The organism is Siminovitchia terrae, from assembly GCF_003605405.2.
GTDB lineage: Bacteria > Bacillota > Bacilli > Bacillales > Bacillaceae_C > Siminovitchia > Siminovitchia terrae.
In genome coordinates, this window is the sequence record NZ_QYTW02000018.1 from 84,163 (window position 1) to 107,007 (window position 22,845).

General features: G+C 37.9%; 26 protein-coding genes and 1 pseudogene. 3 read left to right on the forward strand and 24 right to left on the reverse strand.

Annotation, left to right across the window (positions count from 1 at the left end; genetic code table 11):
* Window positions 1-3 precede the first annotated feature (3 nt).
* The 13 genes from D5F11_RS16640 to D5F11_RS16695 all read right to left on the reverse strand — a co-directional run bounded on the left by D5F11_RS16640 (window position 4) and on the right by D5F11_RS16695 (window position 9,361).
* On the reverse strand, window positions 4-948 hold the full coding sequence (locus tag D5F11_RS16640) for an ATP-binding protein (protein ID WP_120117645.1): 945 nt from the start codon (window positions 946-948) through the stop codon (window positions 4-6).
* 14 nt (window positions 949-962) lie between these two features.
* A complete protein-coding gene (locus D5F11_RS16645; protein ID WP_120117644.1) occupies window positions 963-1,265 on the reverse strand; it encodes a hypothetical protein in 303 nt (100 codons plus the stop codon).
* A 436-nt stretch (window positions 1,266-1,701) separates the two neighbouring features.
* A complete protein-coding gene (locus D5F11_RS16650; protein WP_120117643.1) occupies window positions 1,702-2,145 on the reverse strand; it encodes an SMI1/KNR4 family protein in 444 nt (147 codons plus the stop codon).
* Window positions 2,138-2,344, reverse strand: coding sequence for a DUF6138 family protein (locus D5F11_RS16655; protein WP_120117642.1), 207 nt, complete (start codon window positions 2,342-2,344; stop codon window positions 2,138-2,140). The genes D5F11_RS16650 and D5F11_RS16655 overlap by 8 nt, the downstream gene beginning before the upstream one ends.
* Window positions 2,345-2,599: 255 nt before the next feature.
* Window positions 2,600-2,806 carry a hypothetical protein gene (locus D5F11_RS16660; RefSeq protein ID WP_126646619.1) on the reverse strand — a complete coding sequence of 69 codons (207 nt, stop codon included), beginning with the start codon at window positions 2,804-2,806 and terminating at the stop codon, window positions 2,600-2,602.
* A 116-nt stretch (window positions 2,807-2,922) separates the two neighbouring features.
* Complete coding sequence (locus tag D5F11_RS16665; protein WP_120117640.1) at window positions 2,923-3,180, reverse strand: GNAT family N-acetyltransferase; 258 nt, start codon at window positions 3,178-3,180, stop codon at window positions 2,923-2,925.
* Between the two features lie 218 nt (window positions 3,181-3,398).
* Window positions 3,399-3,845: an aminoacyl-tRNA deacylase gene (locus D5F11_RS16670; protein WP_120117639.1), complete on the reverse strand. Its 447-nt coding sequence runs from the start codon at window positions 3,843-3,845 to the stop codon at window positions 3,399-3,401.
* A gap of 708 nt (window positions 3,846-4,553) precedes the next feature.
* Entirely contained in the window at window positions 4,554-4,721 is a 168-nt protein-coding gene (locus tag D5F11_RS26655) for a hypothetical protein (RefSeq protein WP_185830755.1), read from the reverse strand.
* A 248-nt stretch (window positions 4,722-4,969) separates the two neighbouring features.
* Window positions 4,970-5,704: an ABC transporter permease gene (locus tag D5F11_RS16675; RefSeq protein WP_120117638.1), complete on the reverse strand. Its 735-nt coding sequence runs from the start codon at window positions 5,702-5,704 to the stop codon at window positions 4,970-4,972.
* On the reverse strand, window positions 5,705-6,400 hold the full coding sequence (locus D5F11_RS16680) for an ABC transporter permease (RefSeq protein ID WP_120117637.1): 696 nt from the start codon (window positions 6,398-6,400) through the stop codon (window positions 5,705-5,707). It lies immediately after the preceding gene.
* Window positions 6,401-6,402: 2 nt separating this feature from the next.
* Window positions 6,403-7,290, reverse strand: a complete 888-nt coding sequence (locus D5F11_RS16685) for an ABC transporter ATP-binding protein (protein WP_120117636.1) — start codon at window positions 7,288-7,290, stop codon at window positions 6,403-6,405.
* A 113-nt stretch (window positions 7,291-7,403) separates the two neighbouring features.
* Window positions 7,404-8,690 carry a sensor histidine kinase gene (locus D5F11_RS16690; protein ID WP_120117635.1) on the reverse strand — a complete coding sequence of 429 codons (1,287 nt, stop codon included), beginning with the start codon at window positions 8,688-8,690 and terminating at the stop codon, window positions 7,404-7,406.
* Window positions 8,687-9,361, reverse strand: coding sequence for a response regulator transcription factor (locus D5F11_RS16695; protein ID WP_120117634.1), 675 nt, complete (start codon window positions 9,359-9,361; stop codon window positions 8,687-8,689). The genes D5F11_RS16690 and D5F11_RS16695 overlap by 4 nt, the downstream gene beginning before the upstream one ends.
* 512 nt (window positions 9,362-9,873) lie before the next feature.
* Here D5F11_RS16695 and D5F11_RS16700 point away from each other — a divergent pair.
* Window positions 9,874-10,740 (forward strand): NAD-dependent epimerase/dehydratase family protein, encoded by an 867-nt coding sequence (locus tag D5F11_RS16700; protein WP_120117633.1) that lies wholly within the window; start codon window positions 9,874-9,876, stop codon window positions 10,738-10,740.
* A 707-nt stretch (window positions 10,741-11,447) separates the two neighbouring features.
* On the opposite strand, the gene D5F11_RS16705 is transcribed toward D5F11_RS16700, so the two are convergent.
* On the reverse strand, window positions 11,448-12,080 hold the full coding sequence (locus D5F11_RS16705; protein ID WP_120117631.1) for a phosphatase PAP2 family protein: 633 nt from the start codon (window positions 12,078-12,080) through the stop codon (window positions 11,448-11,450).
* 55 nt (window positions 12,081-12,135) lie between these two features.
* On the reverse strand, window positions 12,136-13,551 hold the full coding sequence (locus D5F11_RS16710; RefSeq protein WP_185830756.1) for an aminotransferase-like domain-containing protein: 1,416 nt from the start codon (window positions 13,549-13,551) through the stop codon (window positions 12,136-12,138).
* Window positions 13,552-13,677: 126 nt separating this feature from the next.
* Between D5F11_RS16710 and D5F11_RS16715 the strand changes: the two genes are divergently transcribed.
* Window positions 13,678-14,583, forward strand: a complete 906-nt coding sequence (locus tag D5F11_RS16715; RefSeq protein WP_120117629.1) for a DMT family transporter — start codon at window positions 13,678-13,680, stop codon at window positions 14,581-14,583.
* A 31-nt stretch (window positions 14,584-14,614) separates the two neighbouring features.
* Here the strand turns inward: D5F11_RS16715 and D5F11_RS16720 are convergent.
* The 6 genes and pseudogenes from D5F11_RS16720 to D5F11_RS16745 form a co-directional block, all read right to left on the reverse strand.
* Window positions 14,615-15,266: pseudogene (locus D5F11_RS16720) on the reverse strand (MOSC domain-containing protein).
* A gap of 902 nt (window positions 15,267-16,168) precedes the next feature.
* Complete coding sequence (locus D5F11_RS16725; RefSeq protein WP_120117628.1) at window positions 16,169-16,642, reverse strand: hypothetical protein; 474 nt, start codon at window positions 16,640-16,642, stop codon at window positions 16,169-16,171.
* A 563-nt stretch (window positions 16,643-17,205) separates the two neighbouring features.
* Window positions 17,206-18,141, reverse strand: coding sequence for a glycoside hydrolase family 25 protein (locus tag D5F11_RS27505; RefSeq protein WP_120117627.1), 936 nt, complete (start codon window positions 18,139-18,141; stop codon window positions 17,206-17,208).
* Between the two features lie 184 nt (window positions 18,142-18,325).
* The gene (locus D5F11_RS16735) at window positions 18,326-18,589 is read right to left on the reverse strand and encodes a hypothetical protein (RefSeq protein WP_120117626.1); all 264 of its coding nucleotides are present in this window, start codon (window positions 18,587-18,589) and stop codon (window positions 18,326-18,328) included.
* Between the two features lie 256 nt (window positions 18,590-18,845).
* On the reverse strand, window positions 18,846-19,151 hold the full coding sequence (locus tag D5F11_RS16740) for a CotD family spore coat protein (protein ID WP_373316414.1): 306 nt from the start codon (window positions 19,149-19,151) through the stop codon (window positions 18,846-18,848).
* A 291-nt stretch (window positions 19,152-19,442) separates the two neighbouring features.
* Window positions 19,443-19,697, reverse strand: coding sequence for a CotD family spore coat protein (locus D5F11_RS16745; RefSeq protein WP_120117625.1), 255 nt, complete (start codon window positions 19,695-19,697; stop codon window positions 19,443-19,445).
* A 1,100-nt stretch (window positions 19,698-20,797) separates the two neighbouring features.
* Between D5F11_RS16745 and D5F11_RS28180 the strand changes: the two genes are divergently transcribed.
* Entirely contained in the window at window positions 20,798-20,872 is a 75-nt protein-coding gene (locus D5F11_RS28180) for a YjcZ family sporulation protein (protein WP_373316075.1), read from the forward strand.
* Window positions 20,873-20,971: 99 nt separating this feature from the next.
* On the opposite strand, the gene D5F11_RS16755 is transcribed toward D5F11_RS28180, so the two are convergent.
* The 3 genes from D5F11_RS16755 to D5F11_RS16760 all read right to left on the reverse strand — a co-directional run bounded on the left by D5F11_RS16755 (window position 20,972) and on the right by D5F11_RS16760 (window position 22,146).
* On the reverse strand, window positions 20,972-21,190 hold the full coding sequence (locus D5F11_RS16755; protein WP_120117623.1) for a hypothetical protein: 219 nt from the start codon (window positions 21,188-21,190) through the stop codon (window positions 20,972-20,974).
* Between the two features lie 13 nt (window positions 21,191-21,203).
* Window positions 21,204-21,341, reverse strand: coding sequence for a hypothetical protein (locus tag D5F11_RS26660; RefSeq protein WP_185830757.1), 138 nt, complete (start codon window positions 21,339-21,341; stop codon window positions 21,204-21,206).
* A gap of 514 nt (window positions 21,342-21,855) precedes the next feature.
* A complete protein-coding gene (locus D5F11_RS16760) occupies window positions 21,856-22,146 on the reverse strand; it encodes a hypothetical protein (protein WP_120117622.1) in 291 nt (96 codons plus the stop codon).
* Window positions 22,147-22,845: the final 699 nt, after the last annotated feature.

The window sequence follows — 22,845 nt, forward strand, 5'->3', positions numbered from 1 at the left end:
ATCCTAACGAATTTTATTATCCCTGATATAATCCAGCACATGCTGATAATCTCTATTGACGTCGCTGAATGTCGCATAGTTTTTCGCAGTTGAAAACCATTCCAGCGTTGTTGGCTTCCGTCCTTTTAGAGAGTGATTGATATCATTGTCAGTCAGCGGCTGCAGTTCTCCCGTCTCCAATGAACGTTGAAGTGCAGATTCAATCGCATCATATACAAGCTGCTCCAAATCTGCGCCGGAGAAATGCTGAGACTTGCCAGCAAACTTTTTTAAATTCAGTGTAGCCTGCGGTTTGTCTTTCAGCTTTAATTTTAGAATCAGTTCTCTTTCCTGTTCGCTCGGCGGTGGAATGAAAATCAATTGATTGAACCGTCCAGGTCTTCTTAAGGCAGGATCTAAATACCATGGAGTATTGGTTGCTCCGATAACATACACGCCGTTGTTGTGAGAGCTGAGTCCATCAAGCTCTATAAGCAATTGATTCACAAGCATCCTTTCATGGTGCTGCCTCATATTCTGCCTACTGCCACCAAGCGCATCCAATTCATCGATGAAGAGAACACAAGGCTTTTGTTCGCGTGCTTTTTCAAAAAGGTCATGAAGATTATGCTCACTTTGGCCTACATACATTGATAAAATTGCTTGTAATTCCATATGTAAGAAATTGGCATTGATCTCTCCGGCAATCGCCTTTGCCAAAAAAGTTTTCCCGCAGCCAGGTGGCCCGTATAAAAGGAGACTGCCGCCAGCTTCCTTTCCATAAGCTTTGAAGAATTCAGGATTTTGCAACGGTAAAATAAAACTCATCTGGATTTTTTTCTTTACCTCTTCCAAACCGCCGACATCGTCGAAGGTTTCCTGTGGCTGCAGCGACTCAATAAGTGTGTTTTGATCTTTGTCGAATTGAATGACCTTAAGCTTATTCTTTTTCTGCTCATCATGGGGCATCGCGCCCACCTCCTTTAAAGCAATCTATTTCTTTGAATTTCTTCCGACACAACGAAAGCCAGGTCCTCATTTCCAAACATGGAAAGCACCCCGAGCAAAGTATCATTTGGTATATCTCCAGCTTCTTCCTTTGGTACCGTCAATTCCATTGCCTCTTTCAAAGCTTGATTTTCCGCCTGTCCCGGATAGGCCTTCTTATATAATTGTTCAGGAATCAAATCATGATTGATGCACCATTGTGCAAATACGAGTATCATCATTTTCTCATCTTTACGGTAACTGTCGATGATTTTCTTTTCCATTTCTTTTGAACTCATGGTGCAGCTCCTTTTTAAAATGTATAATACTATTTCAGTGTAAACACTTGTATAAAACTCTTGAAAACGGTGATATATCAACATTTACTATCTTTCTTAGTATAACTCAATTTGCAGGATAATGTATAAAAAAGCATGTACTTGGGGCGAATTTGGGACTTGAAAATAATACGTGGAATAGATGGTGTTTATCCACAAGAAGTAAAACTAAGTAACACCATTCAAATCGCCTGGTGCTTTGATAGTTCAATCAAATGCGCCTTGGCGTATTTGCGCCCAGATTTTATCGAGAGAAGCTCGATAAATTTCCGCTGAAAATCTGTGGCATCCGCCGGAGGCTTTAACTTCATTCAGCCAAGGTTTGAACCCCCACTGAATGGAATACCAATACGCTTACAGAAGTGGGAAATTTCTGCTGAATGAAGTTAATACATACTCACCATTCATAAAAATTTTCCTCAATCAGCGCCTCGAATGAATCCGCTAATAACTTGATCTCCTCGGTATCGTGATAACAGATGAAAACCTTCCCTGCCGGATTAATGATAATCGGATTGCCGGTCCCATCCAAAGAAATGACATAACCGGTTTGTAAAACCATAGCGAAGGGAAGCTCCTTGAATTCCTCTCGGAACCCCAGCGTTAAATCAACAACCGTTTCATTTCCGAGGCTAGAGCCGTTGGAGAATGCATGTACTGCAAGACCCGCATATGCACCCCCAAACGTCTGAATAAAATGTACATAGTCCTCATGAAAGCTTATATTCAACCGCTGCTGTGCCTTGGCTATTTCCTCTTGGCTCGTGGGAATGCCTACTAGTGTGCGATTATCCTCCCGATGAAGGAAAATCTTGAGTCTCTCCATTAACGCATCATTCATAGGATAATTGTCCTCCCTCGTTGTAATCGTTCTGGACAAAGCTTCCAGATCTCGAACTGTCTACACGGGTCCTGCCCGGCCGATAATCCAGCATAACGTCTTTAAAGATGCCTATTTGCAGCATGGTGCGCTTGACCGCTTCCTCCACGTCCTTTCGATTTTCCTGTTCGTCTAACCATTTATAAATCGCCGTTTTCATCTCTTCAAGCGCTTCTTTGTAATTCGTTCATCGTCTCCCGCCTTTCCACGTGTCTCATCGGCTGATCTCGCCAGATCCATCAACGTATCTATTTTAAAAATACATATTTATGTTTGCATGCTCCTATTATTTTACATGCCTGCACGCTGCCGGAACAACGAGTATAACGTCCGGTTACCGGTACAAAAAAACTGGATTTGGACGTATACACGCCCAAATCCGGTTGTATGACGAAATCCCGTGCACAATAAAAAATCATGCCTCCATAGTCAGAACGTACCCCTCTCCAAAAAGCTCCTTGGTCACGTCCCAGTTGATTTTAAGTTCTCCATTCCAAGCCGCCCACGGCATCTCCATATCCGAACGGCCTTTTGTATTCTGAAGCTTTTCTTCTTGACTCGCCATATATTCGAATTCCGTCCAGCTACTGAAATGTTTCTCGACACCCAAACATTTTTTCAATTGGCAATTTCCATAGTTGGTCAATATTATTTCCATCTAATCGAAAAATTGTTCTATTGGTAAGGACTTAACTAAGATGTGCCCACGGATTCATTCTAATATCACATAAACGCAATCTACAAGCTAAGCGAATAATAATACTCTTCTTTATGTATTTTGCCCGTAAAAGTAAGACCAAAAGAGTTATATAAATTCTCAGCAATAGTATTTTCTTTATCAATCATTAATATGATTGTATTTATTTCTTTCTGATTCTTAAAATATTCTATAATTTCCTTAAAACTTTCTTTTCCTAAACCTTTTCCTATATATTTATAATCTAACATGAAACGGCATATCTCCACTTCTGAACTCCCTTTTTCAAGCTTATACATAAAAAAACAATTAATAAATCATTTTTATATAAAGCTTTTGGGTACATATTAGAAAAATATTTTGCTTCAGCTATTGAATAGGCATTAGAACAAATAAATTCTTCGAATAAAGTACCTATCCCATCCTTGTTAGACGTTAATTAATTTCTTTTACTTTGATCAAATATACACCACCTAAAAACCCGTGTTTAATTCATTTGTAGATATTCCAATATCTTTTAATCTAAATCTAATAAAGCAACAACTTGATTTATTTTTTCTAGATCATTTGGGACAATTTTCAATGTCGATGCAGGTTCTCCTGTCCCTCCGTAAACAATTGGATAACGGAAAAGTGCTCTATCTACGATACAAGGCAAAGAAATGATTAAAGAAACACTTCCAACTGTGTACCCTGTTACCTGTCGAACCTCTTTTGGGGTAGCCATTTTCAATTTGTTGCATCCTATAATTCCTCTTACTTCATCTAAATTAACACGCTTAAGCCCAGAAACAATCATCGCAAAATAACCTTTTTCTGACTTGAGAACTAAAGTGGGCGCTGTCTGACCTAATTCAATTCCAAGATAATCTGCACCTTCCTGTGCTGTACGAATCTGTTTTTCGTGATAAATAATTTCATATTGAATTTCTTTTTCTTGCAAAATCGTTTTTAATTTATCCATTAATATGTGTTCTCCTCCCTACTAATGCTAGGTAAGCTTGCTTCAAAAACTAAGACAAAGTTGTTTTATACTAACTCCACTCAAGATAAATCCCGTTAAAATTTCATTGACTGCTATTTCTTTTGTAAAAACTATAAATCTATTAACTCTTCAAATATGCTAATGATTTAGGTAATAGATTTTAATTCCTCAAAATTTCTCATATTTCCTCTCATTAACAGTGTGATGTTAATGGGAACATAAAATTACTCTCCAGCAATGACTGTTTTGTTAAGATGAATAAAGCATCATCATTTGGCATAATGGTTGCTGTCATGCCCTCAATTTTAAAATCAGGTGTGAAATAAAATATCCTTTTTTTGTTGTTGCCTTCACAATGTTTACCGGCTAGCTTAGAACAAGTTCATCTTATCAAGAGGTCTTTTTTATACAAACCTCATTTTCAGTTATTATAGAAATGCTTCTCCATTATAAGTTACACTATCATCGAAACCCGCAATATAAGCGCAACCGGGATCATTTGATAGAAACTTCCTAAACACACATAATCGCTAGTGAAATGTATGATATAAAGTCGGTGGGTATGTTAAATAAAGTGTGTAAGTACACTTTATTTGACATACCCACCAAAGGAATAAAACTCGGCCAGCGCGGGGCTTCTATTAACTCATGTAAATCTGTAATCAAAATAAAGTTTCGTATAATCTTCTAAAACATCAGGATAGCACAGCGGACAGTATTTCCGTATGGGACGATACCAATCATTTGGCAATAACGAAAGTTGGCTTTTCCAAAAATGATTTCCACAACATTCACACGCTTCCATACCCGCCAATTAGAAAACAGCTCCCTTGTTATTGTTTTGGTCAATACCATGTTACGTTCCGCTACTGTCCCGAGAGTAGGCGTTTAACCTAAATTTCCAATGATTGTGCTGTCGCCCAGATTCTTTGTTATGCAAGCCGGCTTTATTCATTTTATTAAAAGAAAAAGCCCTACCCGTTTTGGGTAGGTGCAATGCATCTTTATATGACGGTTGAACACGCTTCTTTATTTAATTCATCTTAATTTCAATGTTAAAGGGACGCTTTCTGCGGGCTTTGCTTCAATCCTCCTCCCCCCTTTTAGATTGTTTTACGTTTGAAACTCATTAAGCCCAACAGCAAAAATATGATAAAGCTACCACCTGTTACTAGAATCACTTGGTTTATTGGCACAAAGAAAATCCCTGACATATTTTCTTCTACATACATCATAAAGAATGGTTGCGCCCAAGGATAAAAAGGACCAAAACGTTCTGAATTAATCGCTAAAATCCCTGGTAATGTGAAAATAACATTTAAGGTAAAAGCTACTGCAAAACTGCGCCAATGCATCGTGGCCCAAAGTTGTAAAGCAATCATCGGGAATGTTGCCACCCAACCTCCAAAAATGAATTTGACAAGCACGATAAATGGGAAGCTTTCTTCAAATCCATTTATCATGCCCGCAGCATAAACGACGATGCCATACATCAGTTGAATCACTAAGACGAGCATTGCGATTAATACAAATTTCGCTACATATATTTGTGAGCGCGTAACAGGTAATGCAGTGAGCTGTTTCCAACCACCCGCTTGATGCTCATAGCGACAAACGATTCCTGCTAATACTCCAGTGATTAAAGGAAGGAATAATAAAGCATAGGGCAAATTCATAAACAAAAATAAGATATACCATGGATTGAAGCCTTCCATCTGTGACATCTCCGGATTTATCGCACCTATAAACAATGTGAGGAGCGGACCAATCACCAGTAATGCGTAAATGTTATTACGCTTAAGCTTATACCATTCCGCTTCTAGTAGTGATACAAACATTTACTTCGCATCCTTCCGATAAAAATCGTACATACCCATAAAAAATATAACGACACCTACACTGATGCCCAGTGCTACATTCCATGTTGGATTCGGTAGATATATCCATTTCCAAGGCGTCCAATCGGGGAATGAAAATGCGGAATACGTCATTAAAAATTGTACAATACCTACAGTAATCGAAACGGCTTGTGATTTACTCACAACAGAAATCCATAATTGTAGTGCCATAATTGGTAAAACGGCCAATAGAGGCAATACACTTTGTTTAAACACTGTTTCGTATGGAATCGCTTGATCGAATTCTAAAGATAGTCCATAAGCAATTGTGAAATTAATTAACAGGACAGATGCAACTACTAAATAGCTGAGGACAACAAAAAATTTTGTAGCATATAACCCTTTTTTCGATAATGGCAATGCCAATTGTTGCTTCCAGGCATTTGTTTCCTCTTCCACCCCTGCAATTTGAACAGCTAAAATGATGCTACCGAGTACAATTGCAAGAGGAATAAATCCCTGAACGTTTATTAAATAATAGCCCCAATAATCAGGGCTTTGTTGCATTAACCACTCTTTTCGAAAACCATAATTCACCATTTGCATAGCGACTACACCAAACGCACCAAGAAAGGCGAGCACTAGAAATCCTTTGCGTTTAATTTTGACAAACTCTGCTTGCATTAACGTCATCATATTCAAGACGCCTCCTCTATCATCCGAAGGAAAATCGCCTCTAAAGAACGTTGCTCTTCTTCCACACGATAAATGGCAATATGTTGTTCAGTTAAAATTTGAATGGCGTCTGCAACCTCCTCATCCGCACGAGACTCGCAGTACAACCATTTTCCTTCTATTTTCCCACCTATAATTTGTTGCGCTTGTTGTGTATCACTCACACGCATACGTAAACGGCGCTTTGCTAAAGTACGCATCGTTTGAATATCATCTTGATAAATGAGTTTTCCTTTTGCAATGACACCAATCGTTGTGGCAATTTGGTCAATCTCCGAAAGCAAGTGACTTGAAATAACAATTGTTGTTCCGTCTTTTGCTAAATCTTTAATGAGTGAACGCATTTCAATAATGCCTTCTGGATCCAAACCATTTGTAGGCTCATCTAAAACTAATAATTTCGGTTCATGCAATAAAGCTTGTGCAATTCCTAAACGTTGTTTCATCCCAAGTGAGAATCCTTTTACTTTTTTATCTGCTACATGACTTAATCGCACCATTTCTAAAACATCCGAAATACGCTTTTCAGGTACTTTTAAAACTTTACGCAACACTTCTAAATTTTCTTTTGCAGTTAAATGCGGATAGTAGGATGGATTTTCAACTAATGAACCGACTTGTTTTAAAATATCTTTTCGATGCTTTTTCAAATCTTGGTTAAAAATTCGAATATCACCAGCGGTCGGTTTCATTAAGCCTAGTAGCATCCGAATCGTCGTTGACTTCCCCGCTCCATTTGGACCGAGAAAACCATAAATTTCTCCTTCTTTAATTTTTAAATCAACGCTTGAAACGGCCGTATGTTTATCAAATTGTTTCGTTAAGTTGGTTGTTTTAACGATGTATGTCATCTCCACTCACCTCACCTTTAACTTTATAGGCTATAGTTTAAAGTAAAGGGTGACATTTGTTTAAAATTCGTTTAAAAAAGCGTACTCGAAAAACTCGAATACGCTTTGGTAGATCAACTTTCATCTTTAGGGTGTAATTGAATTGTCGTACCAGCTCCCGTACTATTAATAACGAATGCTAAATTCATTTTTTCAGCCATTAACCCAACGATTGAAAGCCCAATTCCCGCTCCTTTCGTATGAGCATGCTCGGTAAAACCTTGCCCTTTATCCTTCACCATGATGTGATTATCTTGCACGTCAAGGCGAATAAACTTCCCATCATTAGCATGGCGCAACACATTTTGGAATAGATTATCGAGTATCCGTTCAAGCCAAACTTGATCAATATGCCAAACGAGCTCTTCAACTTCCAATTCCACATCAAACTCCTGCTCTTCAAACAATGGATACCACGAGGCAATACTTTGATTTACAAGGCGGTCAACGCGCACATCTTGAGGTTCATAACGCATTTTGTTCGCTGTGAGTAAAGAGTAAGACATCAAGTTCTCGATTAAGTTGCTCATCGTACTAATGGAATGATCCAAATGTTCGGCTTGTTCAGCAGATACATTTTGCAATTGTGCACGCATTTTTGTGAGTGGTGTGTTTAAGTCATGCGATAAATTCGCAATCAATTCACGACGTAATTGCTCTTCTTCTTGTTCTCGCTTTTTCGCTTCCCGCAGTTCATCCACCATATTATTAAAGGCTTGTTCGACAGCACCAATTTCGTCTTTCTTCTTCACTTCTGTACGAATCGGTAAACCATCCACCTCACGAATTGTCATAGCTTCTTCCAAATTGACTAAGCGCTTTAAAATACGGATGAAAAATAATAATGAAATAGCTAAAAAAGCAAACATTAAGAAGAAGGCGACGTATATAAAGCCTGATGCCATTTTAGCAGGTTCTAATGTTGTCCGCTCCATTTGCAATACTAAAAAACCATTGGCATCTTCATTCCCTACAAAACGAATAACAGTAAAAGTTGGGCTATTATAATGCGCTTGAATAAAACGTGTAGTCGCTACCATATCCCAATGCTCAGGTATATTTGTACTAATATGTTTGCCCCACTTTTTCATAAGTTCGCCATCAGCATTAACATAAAAAAAACTTGCCTGCGGATAATCAGCATGCCATTTTTCAACAATTGACTCCACATCATCTAATGTTGCCCCGTAGACATCTTCAGTCCAACTTTCCTCAAATTCTTGTAAACTCGGTACATCCGAAACTAAACGTTCGAAGTTAATACCAACCATATAAACGATCATCACAAGCTGCAAAAAGCCTAATGCGATGAAAATTAAAATAATATACTTTGTGAGTAAAGAATGCCAAATCTTTTTCATGCTCTCACCCGATAGCCAATGCCCCTCACCGTTTCAATAATTTGAGGCTGCGATGGGTCTTTTTCAATCTTTTCACGTAAATAACGAATATGTACCATGAGCGTTTTATCTCCATCCATATACGGCTCTTGCCACACTGCTTCATACAATTGTTCTTTCGTTAAAATTTGATTCAAATGTGTAACAAAATAGCGGAGTATACCGTATTGCGTCTGCGTCAATATGATCTCTTCACCGGTTTCAGTATCGTGCACCGTGAAATCTTTCGTACGAACTTCAATATGCTTTAAGCGAATCGTTTCATTTGTTTTATTGAAATGGCGCAATAACACTTGAATCCGCGCAATAATTTCTTCTACCTGGAAAGGCTTCGTCACATAATCATCCGCGATGCTCAAGCCTTCTAATTTATCATCTAACATCGAACGCGCCGAAAGCATTAAAATCGGAAGGTCTTCATACTCCCGCTTTAATTTGCGTGCGATCGAAAAACCATCCAACCCCGGCAACATAATATCTAGAATTGCTACATCTGGGGTAAACTTATCTTCACTTTCTTCATACGCCTCACTAGAAGAATAAGCATGTACAACAAAACCTTCTTGTACGAGCGCTTTTTTTAGCCAATTCGCAATTTCAACTTCATCTTCAATATATAAAATATCTATCATATCCCCACTCCTTTTATGTATAAAATAACATGTGAAGTCCTATTGTGTCCCAACTTTTTTGCTTTCAGAATACTGTACATCGGAAATATGATAAAAATAAAAAATCGTCAAAAACATTGATGTGACGGGTTTTGTATGATATTAATCAATCGAACCTTCCATTTTGAACTTAATTAGTGAGTGCTTTTTTAGCTTTTCGAAGCTGTTTAAAATAGTGAATAAAATTACCGTTTGACGATTTAGCTTGTTAAACTTGAATAAACTTTTTCAATGTAACATGGCACAAAGCTTATTAAAATTGAATGAGGGGAAATCGTAAAATAGCTTCACTACGTATTTGGTGATATATAAAGGACAAAGAGATTGATCAAAATGACGATTTTCTGTTTGACTTAATAACAATTAAGGACCAGATTTCAGTGAAACATCATGTGCAAATGTTGGAACTTTGAGGTAAAATAATCGTTGAATAGAAGACGGAATAATTAGAATTTGAAAGAGAGGAAAAAATTATGAAAACAGCATTAGTATTAGGGGGAACAAGATTTTTCGGAGTAAAGCTAGTTCAATCTTTACTCGATAACGGTGTATCGGTAACGGTTGCTACAAGAGGAAATACACCTATACCTTTCTCAGAAGTGGAATCAATCCAATTTGATCGAAATAATGTTGAATCTTTTCATTCTGCATTCGAAGGTAGGAAGTGGGATGCAATATTTGATCAAATTTGCTATTCATCAATTGATGCACGTAACGCCATTGAAGTTTTTGAAAACAAGACGAAAAAGTACATATTCACCTCTACATTATCGGTTTACGATCTTCATGATAGGGAACTATATGAAAATGATTTTGACCCATATTCATATCCTATAAAGTTGGAAGAAAGGGAAGATTTCAACTATCAAGAAGGGAAGCGACAAGCTGAAGCTGTTTTTTTTCAAAAAGCATCTTTCCCAGTTGTGGCCGTTAGATTTCCAATTGTTCTGGGTGAAAATGATTATACGGAAAGAATGATTTATTATATTAACAAGGTCATTGATGAAGAAACCATTTATTTAAGGAGTCTGGAGGCAGCCATAAGTTTTATTAATGAAGATGAAGCTGGTAAGTTTCTAAGCTGGATTGGTACCACAGATTTCCATGGCCCAATTAATACTTGTACAAATGGGACAGTTACTTTAAAAGAATTTTTAGCATACATTGAGGAAGCAACAGGTAAAAAAGCAAAAGTGGAAATAAGTCAGGATGATGAAAAGCAAACACCATATGCTATTCCAAGTACATGGACGATATCCAATCAAAAAGCATTGGACTTAGGTTTTCAATTTCAAAATTTGCATGAATGGCTTCCTGAATTAATTAGAAAGTCAATATAATAATTAAAAACAAAAAGTTAAACAAAAACATAGAAGGCGAATGATTATTCAAGAAAAGGATGCAATTGTGGAGAAACCCGGAAATTTAAATCACTTTATCGTTACTTTATCAAAATCTATGAGGGGATATTTTTACAGAAGAACGCCAAGCAGTCATGAGTAAGATCCTGATATAGATATATGGTAAGAAAAACTATGCCCGGTCACCGCCGGGCTTTATTTAAAAATATGGAGAAGTTACATAAGATGAAGAAATTAATAGCGGTCTTCATACTCGGAATTGTATCCTATTTTCTTGTTTCTACATTATTCAAAGTTTTGGATGACAGCAAAGAAGGGTTTGGTATATATGAAATTTAATTCCAATAAACAATTTTTTCTAAAGATCAGTATTCATTCTCTATTAATGTTTTGTTTATTAGTAATACTAAACAGATTTATAATTGTATTAGAAAACCCTGATTTTATTGCATTTCATGAAAGTAATCTAGCTATAGAATGGATAAAGGTAAATGGAATTTTTATTAATATTGTATTATTTACTCCCCTTGTTTTATCTATAACATTTTTCTTAGTTTTTCTAAATTCAAATGATAAATCAAGAGAATAAATATCATTTTATATTTCTATGTTAATAAAATGAGTAAAAGCCCGGCTAGCGCACCGGGCTGTTTATACTAATTTTACATGGTAACCAGATTTTTTCCTTATGCCCTTCTTAAATATTTGTGAAATAACCAAATGACAGCTATTACCCAGAAGCTGCTTGCGAGATACCCTGCAATGACGTCACTTGGATAATGGACCCCTAAATAAATCCTGCTCACGCCAATCATAAGAATGAATAAACAACTGATGCTGAGTAAGACTGTACGGCCAACTTTGCCTGGCACATGCTTCCACAGAAGATAAACTAGAACACCGTAAACCGAAGCAGCATTCATTGAGTGTCCACTCGGGAAACTGTAACCGCCTATTTCAATTAAACGGTGTAGATGGGGACGGCTCCGTTGAAATGCCAGTTTTAACATCTCATTTATTAACGGTGTTCCGAGTACTACTACCCCAAATATGAGCATTTTCACTTTACTTTTATAAAGACCCAGAATGACTAAAACAAGTAAAAAAATCATCATAACAGATGAAAATGATCCTAGTTGTGTGAAAAATTTCATCACTGAAGTGAGTTGCTTCGACTCGAAACCCTGAATGAAGTGGATCGCTGCAAGATCAAACCCAGATAATTTCTGAGCTTTGACAAGAATAGCTATGCTGCAAAAGCTGAATAATAGAAGTATTGCACATAACAAAATATTTCTAAGCTGCTTTTCATTTAACATTTAAAAACACCTAATAACCTTATTGATTGTAAATTTATTCATATGATGCCCCGTTTTATAGATTATTTTTGATATTTCTTTTCAGTTGAATGATTCCTTCTTCCATCTCCCTCTCAGTGGCATAGGCAAAAGAAAGTCTTATTGAGGGTGTAAAGTCACGATAAATAAATCCAGGATTGATTAATAATGAGTGATTCAAGCATGATTTAAAAAGTCTGTGCATGTTTATTTTATCCTTCAAGACCACCCTTATGAAGAATCCGCCTGCAGGCTTGTCCCATGTTGCATCATGACTAAAATGCTCATTTAGCAAGTGTAAAAGAAAGTCTCTTTTCTCTTTCAACCTAGCCCGTACCCTTAGTAAGTGTTTTTCATACAATCCGGACGATAGAAGCTCTTTCACTAATAACTGGGATAAATAACTTGACCCATAATCTGTTTGCATCCGGACATCACTCAGGCGCTTCACAACGGTTTCGGGGCCCGCCAGCCAGCCAATTCTAAGCCCAGGTGCGATTGTTTTGGAAAAGCTCCCAATATATATAACCTGTCCATGTTTATCCAAAGTTTTTAAAGAGAGCGGCGGTGGTCGGTCAATCCATAAGTCTCTAAAGATATCATCTTCTATGACCGGAAGACGCAAGCTCTGGCATCTCTCAATCAGCAGCTCCCTTCGCTTTGTCGACATTGTTGTGCCTGATGGATTATGAAAAGTTGGATTGATATATAGAGCAGCAGAATGTTTAGGGATGTAGTGTTGAAATAACTCATCAAGCACTAATCCGTCTCGATCAACTAGTATAGGTTTGAGTGTCATATCTTCCGCCCGAAACAAATTGATGGAATGTAGATAAGAAGGGGACTCCAGAAATACAGTGGACCCTTTTTTCAATATCCCTATGGAAATGAGCTTCAATGCCTGTAAGGCGCCTGAGACAATTAAAATGTTTTCAGGGGCGATTTCCATTCCATGGGTTAAAAGGTGCCTGCTGATTTCTTCCCGCAATCCCTTGTCCCCAAGTCCATTCCCATAGCCAAATTCTTGCAATTGTGCTGTAACTTTTATCAGAGATTTTTCTATTTCTGCATGAGGATATAAATCTGGACCAAGTTCTCCCTTACTCAATTGGATTAAATCTTTTCTTGATTCGGAATCATTAATGAGCTGTACGATATGATCACTCGACGGTTGCGTAGCCCATTGCGTCAGCTCTTTCCAATTTGGAGGTGAACTAGAAGATAAAAGGGACCATTGATTATTGGAAACGTAAATGCCGCTTCCGGTGATCCCTTCAAGCAGCCCCTCAGATTTCAGGATGTCGATGGCAGTTATAACCGTACTTCTATTGACCTGAAACTGTTCCGCTATTTCTCTTTGGGTCGGTATTTTACTCCCAATCACCCATTCGCCTCTGTCGATTTTCTGCCTGATTGATTGGGCAATTTGCAAATACATCGGTACTTTCTTCACCATTCTCCCTCCTTTCCAGTTTAAATTTTGTTGGTTTTTTTTCATCCTGATTGGTTGGAGAAATGATGTCGTTTTTATTTTAATATATCCAAAGGATGACTAACATGAACGAAGCGAGGGATGGAGATGGACAAGAAAGTATTTTTAGCCTTTGGTATGACTGTTTTCATATGGGGATCTGCTTTTCCAGGGATCAAAGTAGGACTTGAATCGTTCAGCCCTGAACATCTTGCCTTATTGAGGATGTTAATTGCCTCCGCAGCACTTATCCTATTTGCATGGAACAGAAAAATGAAGTTGCCGGATATAAAAGATGTACCGGCCATCTTGTTTTTGGGATTTTTAGGTTTTGCGGTGTATCACACAGGATTAAGCTTTGGAGAGCAAACAGTAAGTGCAGGAGTATCAAGTTTACTGGTATCAACAACACCCATTTTTTCTGCTATTCTAGGCACTATGTTTTTAAAAGATCGGCTATCAAAAATCGGCTGGCTCGGTTCATGTATGGCATTCTTAGGAGTAGCACTTATTTCATTCGGAACCGGGAACTCATATTCGGTTATTTCGAGCGGTATGATCTGGATCTTGATTGCTGCCTTTGGCGAAAGCTTCTTTTTTGTCTTTGAAACAAACTATATTAAAAAATATGGTTTTATTCAATTTAATATATATACAATCATTGCCGGAACTATTTTTATGTTGTTTTTTCTGCCAGGTTTATTGACGGAGTTTTCAGGAGCATCAACAGCTTCCACACTGACAGTAATATATCTGGGCCTTATTCCAACTATTATTCCTTATTTTGCTATAGCATATGTTATTTCAAAGACAGGGGCTGCAAAAGCGACCAGTTCGCTTTATCTGACTCCAGCTGCAGCCCTTTTGATTTCATGGGTATGGTTGGGAGAAATTCCTACCATTCTATCACTCATTGGTGGAATAATCACTTTGGTTGGAGTGGGTCTTTCTGCGGTAAGAGCTTCCGAAAGTAATGATATTGCCACAAAAAGAACAGCCAACAACATGACATGATCCAAACCATAAATTGAAGTGGTCTTCCCCATTAAACGGGGTTTTCCACTTTTTCCAATCTCTTTGTCAGCAGTTCATGCCATTCTACTGCTAATTCGTCCACTTCCAAGATTTTTTTCATTCCACCCACATCTTTTGGATGTCTAAAATAAATGTCATTTGCGTATAGTATCGACACTTGTTTCGGGTGGGACTCCAACAATGTGATGGAGGAATTTTTCCTGACAATACCTTCTTCTAACACACGGCAAAGATACCCGGTAAAGCCTGTTTCAATCATTCTTTTTAAAAGTAAAGGAATGCCAACTCTCTTTGTGATCGTACTGCACGGGATCCTGCCTTGCGTCACTTGGACCACAGCATCCCCAATCCGATAAATGTTCCCAATATAAACATCGTTTTCCAACATATTTTGGACAGTCAGATTTTCTCCAAACGTAGAAGGTGGAAGCTTGGTAGAAAATTCTTGTTCGCAAAGGGAATAATATTCGTAAGGATAAAATGCAGACTGCACGGTCAGGACCTCCGTGATAGCGCAGGTCAGCAACACCATCTCCGTTAAATCCGTCCTTTGCCAAAAAGGCTTCATCGATAGTTTGTTTACAAATTCCCGAAACCATCACTTTATCTTTTCCGTAGGTAACATTCTTCGGCAAACCGATGGAAAAATTCTTAAGTTCAATGTTTGTACCTATTCTATGTGTGCTCACCTTAGTTATATTGTTTTTTCCAATTCATTTTATACTAATAGTAATATTATTTCAGCTTGAGCACCAGTATAATATCTTCGAAAACGTTGATATATCAATATATATAATGTTTTAGTAATCTAAGGTTGCAAGATAATGTACTGAGGCTACTTTTGGGGGGAATTGGGGCTTAAAAAAGTAGATGCTAGATAATAAAAAATAAAGCTCTCAATAAATGTCGAACAAAAGAAGCTTACATTAATTTAAAGGTTCGATATGCTTAATGTAATCCTCAATACTAATATTTTTTTGGAAAAGGAATAGTTTCTATACACCAGCTGGAACACCCTTTGGATATGGTCTGCTTAGACGATTTAATCCAAGGGGCTATGTTTAATGAGATAAAGTTGTTTAAAAACTAACACCATTGTTCTTCCATTAAAGGACCATTCAATGGAAGTTATAACTTAACTTTCTAAACAAAAAGCACTGAGGAGGGTTATGTAACCTCTCCTCATTAGATCAAATGCGCCTTGGCGTATTTGCGCCCAGATTTTATCGCGTTCCGCTCGATAAACTTCCTCTGAAAAACTGTGGCATCCGCCGGAGGCTTTGACTTTATTCAGCCGGGGTTTGAACCCCCACTAGGAATACCAATAGGCATTCATCTCACCACTCACAGAAGTGGGAGATTTCTGCTGAATGAAGTTAAATGGTAGTGGAAACAGGCCCGGGACTGACCGGGTTTTAGTGAATATTTTCATTTAATATTGCGTCCGTATTCTCTAATTTATAAAAGTATTTTTTTCCTACCTTCCATGCATTCGGAATTGTTCTTTTTGGAGCATCTAGCCATTCAGGGGGGGCTATTCGCAATTTTAAAGTAGCTAACGAAGTTATTCCTCCATCAACATAAAGGAAACCTTTATCACGTTTTCAATATATATATCATACAATTCTGAGCTACGATTAACGTTATGCTGTGAGAAATAGTCCATACTTTCCCCTAATGCCTTAAAACCTACAGATAAATCTCTTTTGATATTTTCTAGAGATGCCCGAATATCACTTGACAGTACGATAGGTACCTCCAATTCGGTTATAATCAAAGAACTTTTATTGAACCTCTCTTCTGCCGATAAAGCGATATTATAAAGGTTAACTTTATCTGTTTTCCCGTAAATATTTTCTAACTCTCTTAATGGTTCCATACTTGATCTGATCAAATTGAAAATCTTCTCTTCGAAATCCGAAAACGCTTGTCGTTCTGTTTTATCTCCAATTTCTTCAGCTGAAATTTGAGTGGGAATAGAGATATAAAAGTAAAACAAAAAGGAAATAATTATATACAGTGGTTTCCAACAGTTCATTACCTTAGATCCCTTCTCTAAATAGTGCTTTTATAGTTATATCCTTAAAAATTTTTATTCTCTCCGAATTTAACTTTTTGACCTCTCCCATTTTCATCAATAACCTATAGGTTATTATTTAAAGCCATAGTCAAAATAAAGTTTCGTATAGTCTTCTAAGACATCAGGATAGCGCAGTGGACAGTATTTCCGTTTGGGACGATACCAATCATTTGGTAATAACGAAAATTGGCTTTTCCAGTCATGACTTCCACAGCATTCAAATGGTCCCCTTCAATTGGAAACAGCTCCTTTGTTATTTTTGATCAATACCATGTTACGTTCCGCTATAGGTGTTTGACCTCAACGTCCAATGATTGGGCTGTCGCTCAGATTCTTTGTAGGCCGGATTTATTATATTATAAAAGCCCTCCCCTAATGGGGAGGTATGTGGGACTAGAAACAAAGAGGGGAGCATTTTATTATTGGTTGTTTGATTTTTCTTTATACAAAAAAATGACCCATCCATAATTGGATAGGTCACTCTCTAAGGCAATCAATGCCCGAATACGTTAATTATGACATTATTTAACCCTCAACTTTTGGCCAACATAAATTTTATTGATGTCTTTCAGCTTATTCCAGCTTTTAATCTGCGCCTGAGTAACCTTATATTTAACGGCCAACCTACTCACTGTATCGCCATGTTTGACCGTGTGGTAAACGGCTTTTTGAGTAGGTGCCTTTGCTGGGGCAGATCCAGGTATTTTAATTTTTTGGGTCAAGTTGATTAAATCTGGCTTCTTAATGCCGTTGAGCCGGGCAAACTCACTTACAGATGTTTTATATCGCGCGGCAATAGCAGACAAAGTATCCCCTGATTTAACTGTATAGGAGTCACCTGTATTGGAAACGGGTTTGACAACCGGATTTGGAGCAGGCGTTTTAACCGGAGTCCCTATAAAATATGCTAATGACTTACTACCCGTGAGCCTATTTAAATTCACGTTGCTAGCTACTCCCGCCAGTTGGCCTGTTTCCGTGTACTGCCATAGATCGCATGGATATGACGGCTCTTGCCCACCATACCGAGGGATCCATACAAAATCTGCTTTAATTTTATTTGCTTGGAATTGCTTGTAAACATGATGCCCAACATACAAGCCTACTTTCTTGGCTCCCAGGCACTGTAGCTCGTCAATAAACGCTTGAGCACCTGCCCGCATATCGCCCATTGTTTTGACTTCCACGTCAGCGATCCAAAATTCAGCTGTTTTGTCGGCACGATTCCAAAAGTCCTTAGCCTCTACTTTGGCATCATTGATGCTAACAAAACGTGTAAAGGCATAGTTACCAAACGGAACACAGTACTTCTTTGCACCTGCGACATAGTTTTTATATTGTCTATCGATCACTCGGGAACCGTCCTGTACTCTCAAGATAGCAAAGATTAATTCCTGGCTTGCCTTAGTCCAATCAATTGTCCCCTGATGATGTGACAAGTCTGCAATTTTACTCATCTTATCCCCTCTCCCTTTTAGATATTAAAAAAGAGCAACGATTATGCGTCCTTCTTTAAATACTTTTCTTTCTCCTGGCGTCTATTAGTGGCCCGAGCTACCTTATATTCAATCTTGTCGGCAACAATATTCATGACCCATTCAGGAATCCATTTTTCTCAACCGGCACGTACAACATTGGCCATCATACTTTTCCATATGTGCAGACCAAATGCCGCAACAATAAATCAAAATGAAATGCAGGCATACCCGTAATTTGATCAATTAAATGATCAACGGTAGTCATTACCAATAAAAATACAGTCCAGTTTGCTCCATCGATCCCATACTCGGGAGCATAGGACTCATCCTTCTTGGCTGCATGATGGCCATCATATAAAAAAATAAAAACTGAAACAAAAAAAGTACCTAAGGCGTCGAAAATAGAATAGACGATATGATCTTTCAAATGGAACAATCCTTTTCCGTTAAAATAAAAAAGCCTTATTCAGCTCACTACAGGAAATATTCCCCATTTCCCATTTCCGAAACTTGTGGTCAACCGTTTGAAATAACGGCCAGAGGGATAACTGTGGCGTCCCTCGCCCCTTTGTCGGCCATTTTACATCACCTACCACCTCCGTCATATTTGAGTTGTTTTGGGAATAAGAAAAAGCACCCGTTAGGATGCTTTGTGCTCATTAAATAAAAACAGACTATTAAAATCAGTATGGTCCTGGAGCATACATTGGTGGACAACATGGATTAACTGGAGCTCCACAAAACACATGTTGCTCACAGCATACATTAACTACCGATTCTGTATGAGGGAAGTAATGTTCATGCGTATATACATGCTTATTCACATTTGTCGTATGCGTTGGATGAAAGTTCTTTATTACATGTGGAAAAATTGTTGTTTTCACTGCATTTTGTGGAGGGTCTGTCATTCCAGGATCATATTGCGTTGGCGCAACAGATGTAGGACAAATAATCGGTCCGCATGCTTTTCCTGCGTGATGATACATCATTAATATCCCCTTTCATCATTTTTTCTTTACAGTATAGACTATGATCATTGATGGATAGTTGTACTAATTAAAATACCTAATTTATCCAGTTTTAAGGATTAGATTCATTATCTTCAACTTCCTCACATTGAATAAATTCGACAAAAGGAGATATTTTCATGCAACTATTTAACTAAATGGCTGGTTATCGCATTACGAAATCCAACTGGCTGTTTGTGCAGCTTGGCACATCAGCAAAATAGCGCCATCCTTTTCCAAGGGACAGCGCTCTGATATAACTGTTATCCGTTGCTATATCCAAGAATGCCTCGGTCTCTCCCTATCTCTTTTACCACAACCTGGAGAGCCTTTTTCAACCGTTTCATTAACTTCTCTTTCATAAACTGGGTAGTGATGTTCGTTTCTAATAACGGTTCTGTGTACATTAATTATCTCAGTTGGATGAATAAATTTTCTAACCCGTTCTGTAGTTCTTGTTCTTACCACTGTTTTAGTTGGACAAGTGATTACCTCTTCTTTGCTTCTACCATGGTGATTTGGGCCCATAATAAAGAACCTCCTTTCTTCCTTGTTAAGATAACTTATGAAAAAAAGAGGGACTTGTACTAGACGACAAGACTAAAATTCAATATTATTCCATAAATAGACATGATTCTCACGTCGAACAACACGATAGCGTCATGAGATAAAACTTACCGAATTGATTTAGCCGGGAGGGCTCCGAGCTTTTTATTTTTTTAGGTCTGCCTACGAGGAGGTTTTTACAAGTTTCTATTTGTACTTTTTCTTATATTGGTGGCATATATTTCATTAATAGAATGACAGCTTACCACGACCGATAAAAACCTTTTTAATGGTATTTGCAATCATGACTTTAATCTATACTGCTGCAGCAATAGCTAGTATCTTCCCCAACTTCTTTAAGTATTGATCTTACAAATCCCTGTGGTGCGTATACTGCCTGTTTTTGGATTTGATCACTTCTTTGTTTTCTCCAGGGGCGTAAAATTCAACAACCTGAGGATCATCTTCGTTTGTTCTTGCTTTCCATTCGACTGATCAGCATGCAATCATTTCCGCATCTCAACTAATCTCCCATTTTGGTATCCGACTATCGACAGCTTGTGAGGGTATCTCTTATGAAACATCTTTTCCTTCCTCCGGAAAACCTCCATTTACATCCACCACTTCAATGGATCCGTCCGTACGGTGTATCTCAAAGTCGAATGTACTCAATCTTTCTATGAGTCTTGCCATCCTTTTCAAATGCTTCCTGTAAAAAATACCTGGGTGTTTCCGGAAGAAGAGAATCTGCTTGTTTGCTTCCAGCCACTTTGTTGTTGGTAATACTTCGACACTGCGATGCTGTCAAAAATATGGACGTCAATCTCGACCTTTTTATCCGGTATTTATTCCGCTTGACCTTCCGAATCTTCCGGTACCCCGCTACCGACATACGTTGACTCGTTAGTAATCTCCTCTGCTAAATCTAATAAATCCAACCATTTTACTCCCTGTCCGCTTATCACTAGCTCGTTTTAAAGAAACTTGAATAAACTATACTAACCTTTCGAAAGGCGGTGAATTATATGGGATATTTCGGCGGTTGTGGCTATGGTGGCTACGGTTACGGCGGCGGTTATGGAATGGGCAGCTCCTTCGCGTTAATCGTGGTACTTTTCATTCTGTTGATTATTGTCGGCACAGCATTTGTCTATTAATAGACTCCCGCCACTTATGTAGACCATAACCAAAATCCATTCGCCCCTTGAACTCACCTCACCACCTGAAGAGCGCTCGCCCCAGCGCTCTTTAAGCTGTTATTTGCGTTTCTTCTCCTCAGCTAGGTGGCGCAATTCCTTCCGAATCACCCTGCGTTGCCAGCTCGGCCATTCCTTCTGGATGCTCGTCTTGTCAAAAGTGATTAACGGCAATGAGAATCGCCTTCCGTAATCAGTAGTTTTTTCAACCAACATAGATTGAGCGTCAAACCACTCTCTATTATCTTCACCCCTTCTTTCAGTGGCTTTTGCTCCCAAGGTCTTTCAACTGCTATATTTCCTTCAGTTGTTCCTCTACTTGTTTTACCTGCAGAAGATGTTCATTAATGAAATTTGATAGCTCTGCTCTATTATTCAGTAACCCATCTACTATTTGATCAATCTCTCCCAACCGTTCTTGATCAGCCACCCTCTACCTCCACTCCAACAGCTTTTTAGCGATGAGGCTATCAATCTTCTTAAATCCACACCGCGCCACTCCTTTTTTATCCCCAATGTCCGTTACGTTTTAGGATATTCATTATTTCCTCTGCTTAAGGCCCATCCGATGAATTACTTCATTGTTTCTAAAACATTAGACAAATACCCATTTTATAAAAAAGGGGTTTCATGTTTTATCTTAGGTCATATGGTGTATAGACCAATACAAAAGAAGGTGATTAAATGTATCCTCAATATCATGCTTACCCTATGCATCATCATGTTTATCCAATGCACCATCACTTGCATCATCACGGCTATGGAATGGATCAGATTCAATTTCAGCATCAAGGAATCCACCCATATTCAATGCATCACGTCCACCCTCACCACCATCACATGTATTATGGATAATGCTACCTTAAATGAAAATGAATATAATTTGTTAGAGCGCTTTAACCAAGCGCTCTTACTACCACTTAAATCTTATATGATGCTATAGTTCATACTTTTGCAAAGAAATGTATATCACCTTGAGAACTCCCCCTTGCATGTCCTCTTCTCAATAACTCTTTGAAAATAATCTCCTGCATTTTTTTAAACAACCAATTATCATCATCTTTAATAAATGTAAGAGCTTTGGAAAGTTTTTTTGTTGAAACTCTCTCACAAGCAGCCCGAAACATTTTAAAGTAATTCATGTTGGATTGAATGTTAACTCCTAAGGAAATACAGAGTTTCTTCGTCATTTGATAAAATTCTTTAAATAACAATTCGTTTGATTTATTTAACATAGTACATGCCCCCCTCTCCTGATTCTTCACAAATCGTGTTAGGAATCTCACTCATCTCCAATTCCATCTTTCTGCCAGCAAATCATCTTTCATCATTTTCACCTGCCAACAAGAAGCATCGGCAAAGTTCTCATATAGACTATCGTTAGTTTGAAGCAAGGTACTACTGAGATATTCGCAAAAAAAAAGTCATACTTTTCAATTCTTCGTCTGAATTAGTCATGGTGCTCCACTTGATTCTATCTGCCTTTTAATTTCGATACTTTCCATAGACACGTTTGAACAAAACAAATTTCACACTTATTTTTTGTTGCTTTTACAGGATTAAGAAAAGGGGACGCCTTCAATCTAAAATGGAGAAGCATAGATACTTCAACCAAAAAAACAACAACTGTTGATTGTACTTGGGACAATTTGGAGAACGAATCCTAAAGACAAAAAACTGCTATCGCACTATCCCGGTTGATGATGTTTTAGTGAATCAATTAATAGTTTATGATCCTTAGAAAAAAGTTTGCTTTTGGCAAGAAGTTAGATAAAGAAAACGATCATCTGTTTAACGCCAGAACTAGCAGTAAAATGCTCTACTGGAACTTTACGACATGCATATCAAATGCGCCTTGGCGTATTTGCGCCCAGATTTTATCAAGCTCTGCTCGATAAATTTTGTATGAAAATTATTTCCGCTAGAAAGCAATA

Coding starts and splice junctions, on each gene's coding strand:
- D5F11_RS16640 (WP_120117645.1), bottom strand. CDS start 948: ATGCCCCATGATGAGCAGAAAAAGAATAAGCTTAAGGTCATTCAATTC.
- D5F11_RS16645 (WP_120117644.1), bottom strand. CDS start 1,265: ATGAGTTCAAAAGAAATGGAAAAGAAAATCATCGACAGTTACCGTAAA.
- D5F11_RS16650 (WP_120117643.1), bottom strand. CDS start 2,145: ATGAATGATGCGTTAATGGAGAGACTCAAGATTTTCCTTCATCGGGAG.
- D5F11_RS16655 (WP_120117642.1), bottom strand. CDS start 2,344: ATGAAAACGGCGATTTATAAATGGTTAGACGAACAGGAAAATCGAAAG.
- D5F11_RS16665 (WP_120117640.1), bottom strand. CDS start 3,180: ATGTATAAGCTTGAAAAAGGGAGTTCAGAAGTGGAGATATGCCGTTTC.
- D5F11_RS16670 (WP_120117639.1), bottom strand. CDS start 3,845: ATGGATAAATTAAAAACGATTTTGCAAGAAAAAGAAATTCAATATGAA.
- D5F11_RS26655 (WP_185830755.1), bottom strand. CDS start 4,721: ATGGTATTGACCAAAACAATAACAAGGGAGCTGTTTTCTAATTGGCGG.
- D5F11_RS16675 (WP_120117638.1), bottom strand. CDS start 5,704: ATGTTTGTATCACTACTAGAAGCGGAATGGTATAAGCTTAAGCGTAAT.
- D5F11_RS16680 (WP_120117637.1), bottom strand. CDS start 6,400: ATGATGACGTTAATGCAAGCAGAGTTTGTCAAAATTAAACGCAAAGGA.
- D5F11_RS16685 (WP_120117636.1), bottom strand. CDS start 7,290: ATGACATACATCGTTAAAACAACCAACTTAACGAAACAATTTGATAAA.
- D5F11_RS16690 (WP_120117635.1), bottom strand. CDS start 8,690: ATGAAAAAGATTTGGCATTCTTTACTCACAAAGTATATTATTTTAATT.
- D5F11_RS16695 (WP_120117634.1), bottom strand. CDS start 9,361: ATGATAGATATTTTATATATTGAAGATGAAGTTGAAATTGCGAATTGG.
- D5F11_RS16700 (WP_120117633.1), top strand. CDS start 9,874: ATGAAAACAGCATTAGTATTAGGGGGAACAAGATTTTTCGGAGTAAAG.
- D5F11_RS16705 (WP_120117631.1), bottom strand. CDS start 12,080: ATGTTAAATGAAAAGCAGCTTAGAAATATTTTGTTATGTGCAATACTT.
- D5F11_RS16715 (WP_120117629.1), top strand. CDS start 13,678: ATGGACAAGAAAGTATTTTTAGCCTTTGGTATGACTGTTTTCATATGG.
- D5F11_RS16725 (WP_120117628.1), bottom strand. CDS start 16,642: ATGAACTGTTGGAAACCACTGTATATAATTATTTCCTTTTTGTTTTAC.
- D5F11_RS27505 (WP_120117627.1), bottom strand. CDS start 18,141: ATGAGTAAAATTGCAGACTTGTCACATCATCAGGGGACAATTGATTGG.
- D5F11_RS16740 (WP_373316414.1), bottom strand. CDS start 19,151: ATGATGTATCATCACGCAGGAAAAGCATGCGGACCGATTATTTGTCCT.
- D5F11_RS16745 (WP_120117625.1), bottom strand. CDS start 19,697: ATGGGCCCAAATCACCATGGTAGAAGCAAAGAAGAGGTAATCACTTGT.
- D5F11_RS16760 (WP_120117622.1), bottom strand. CDS start 22,146: ATGTTAAATAAATCAAACGAATTGTTATTTAAAGAATTTTATCAAATG.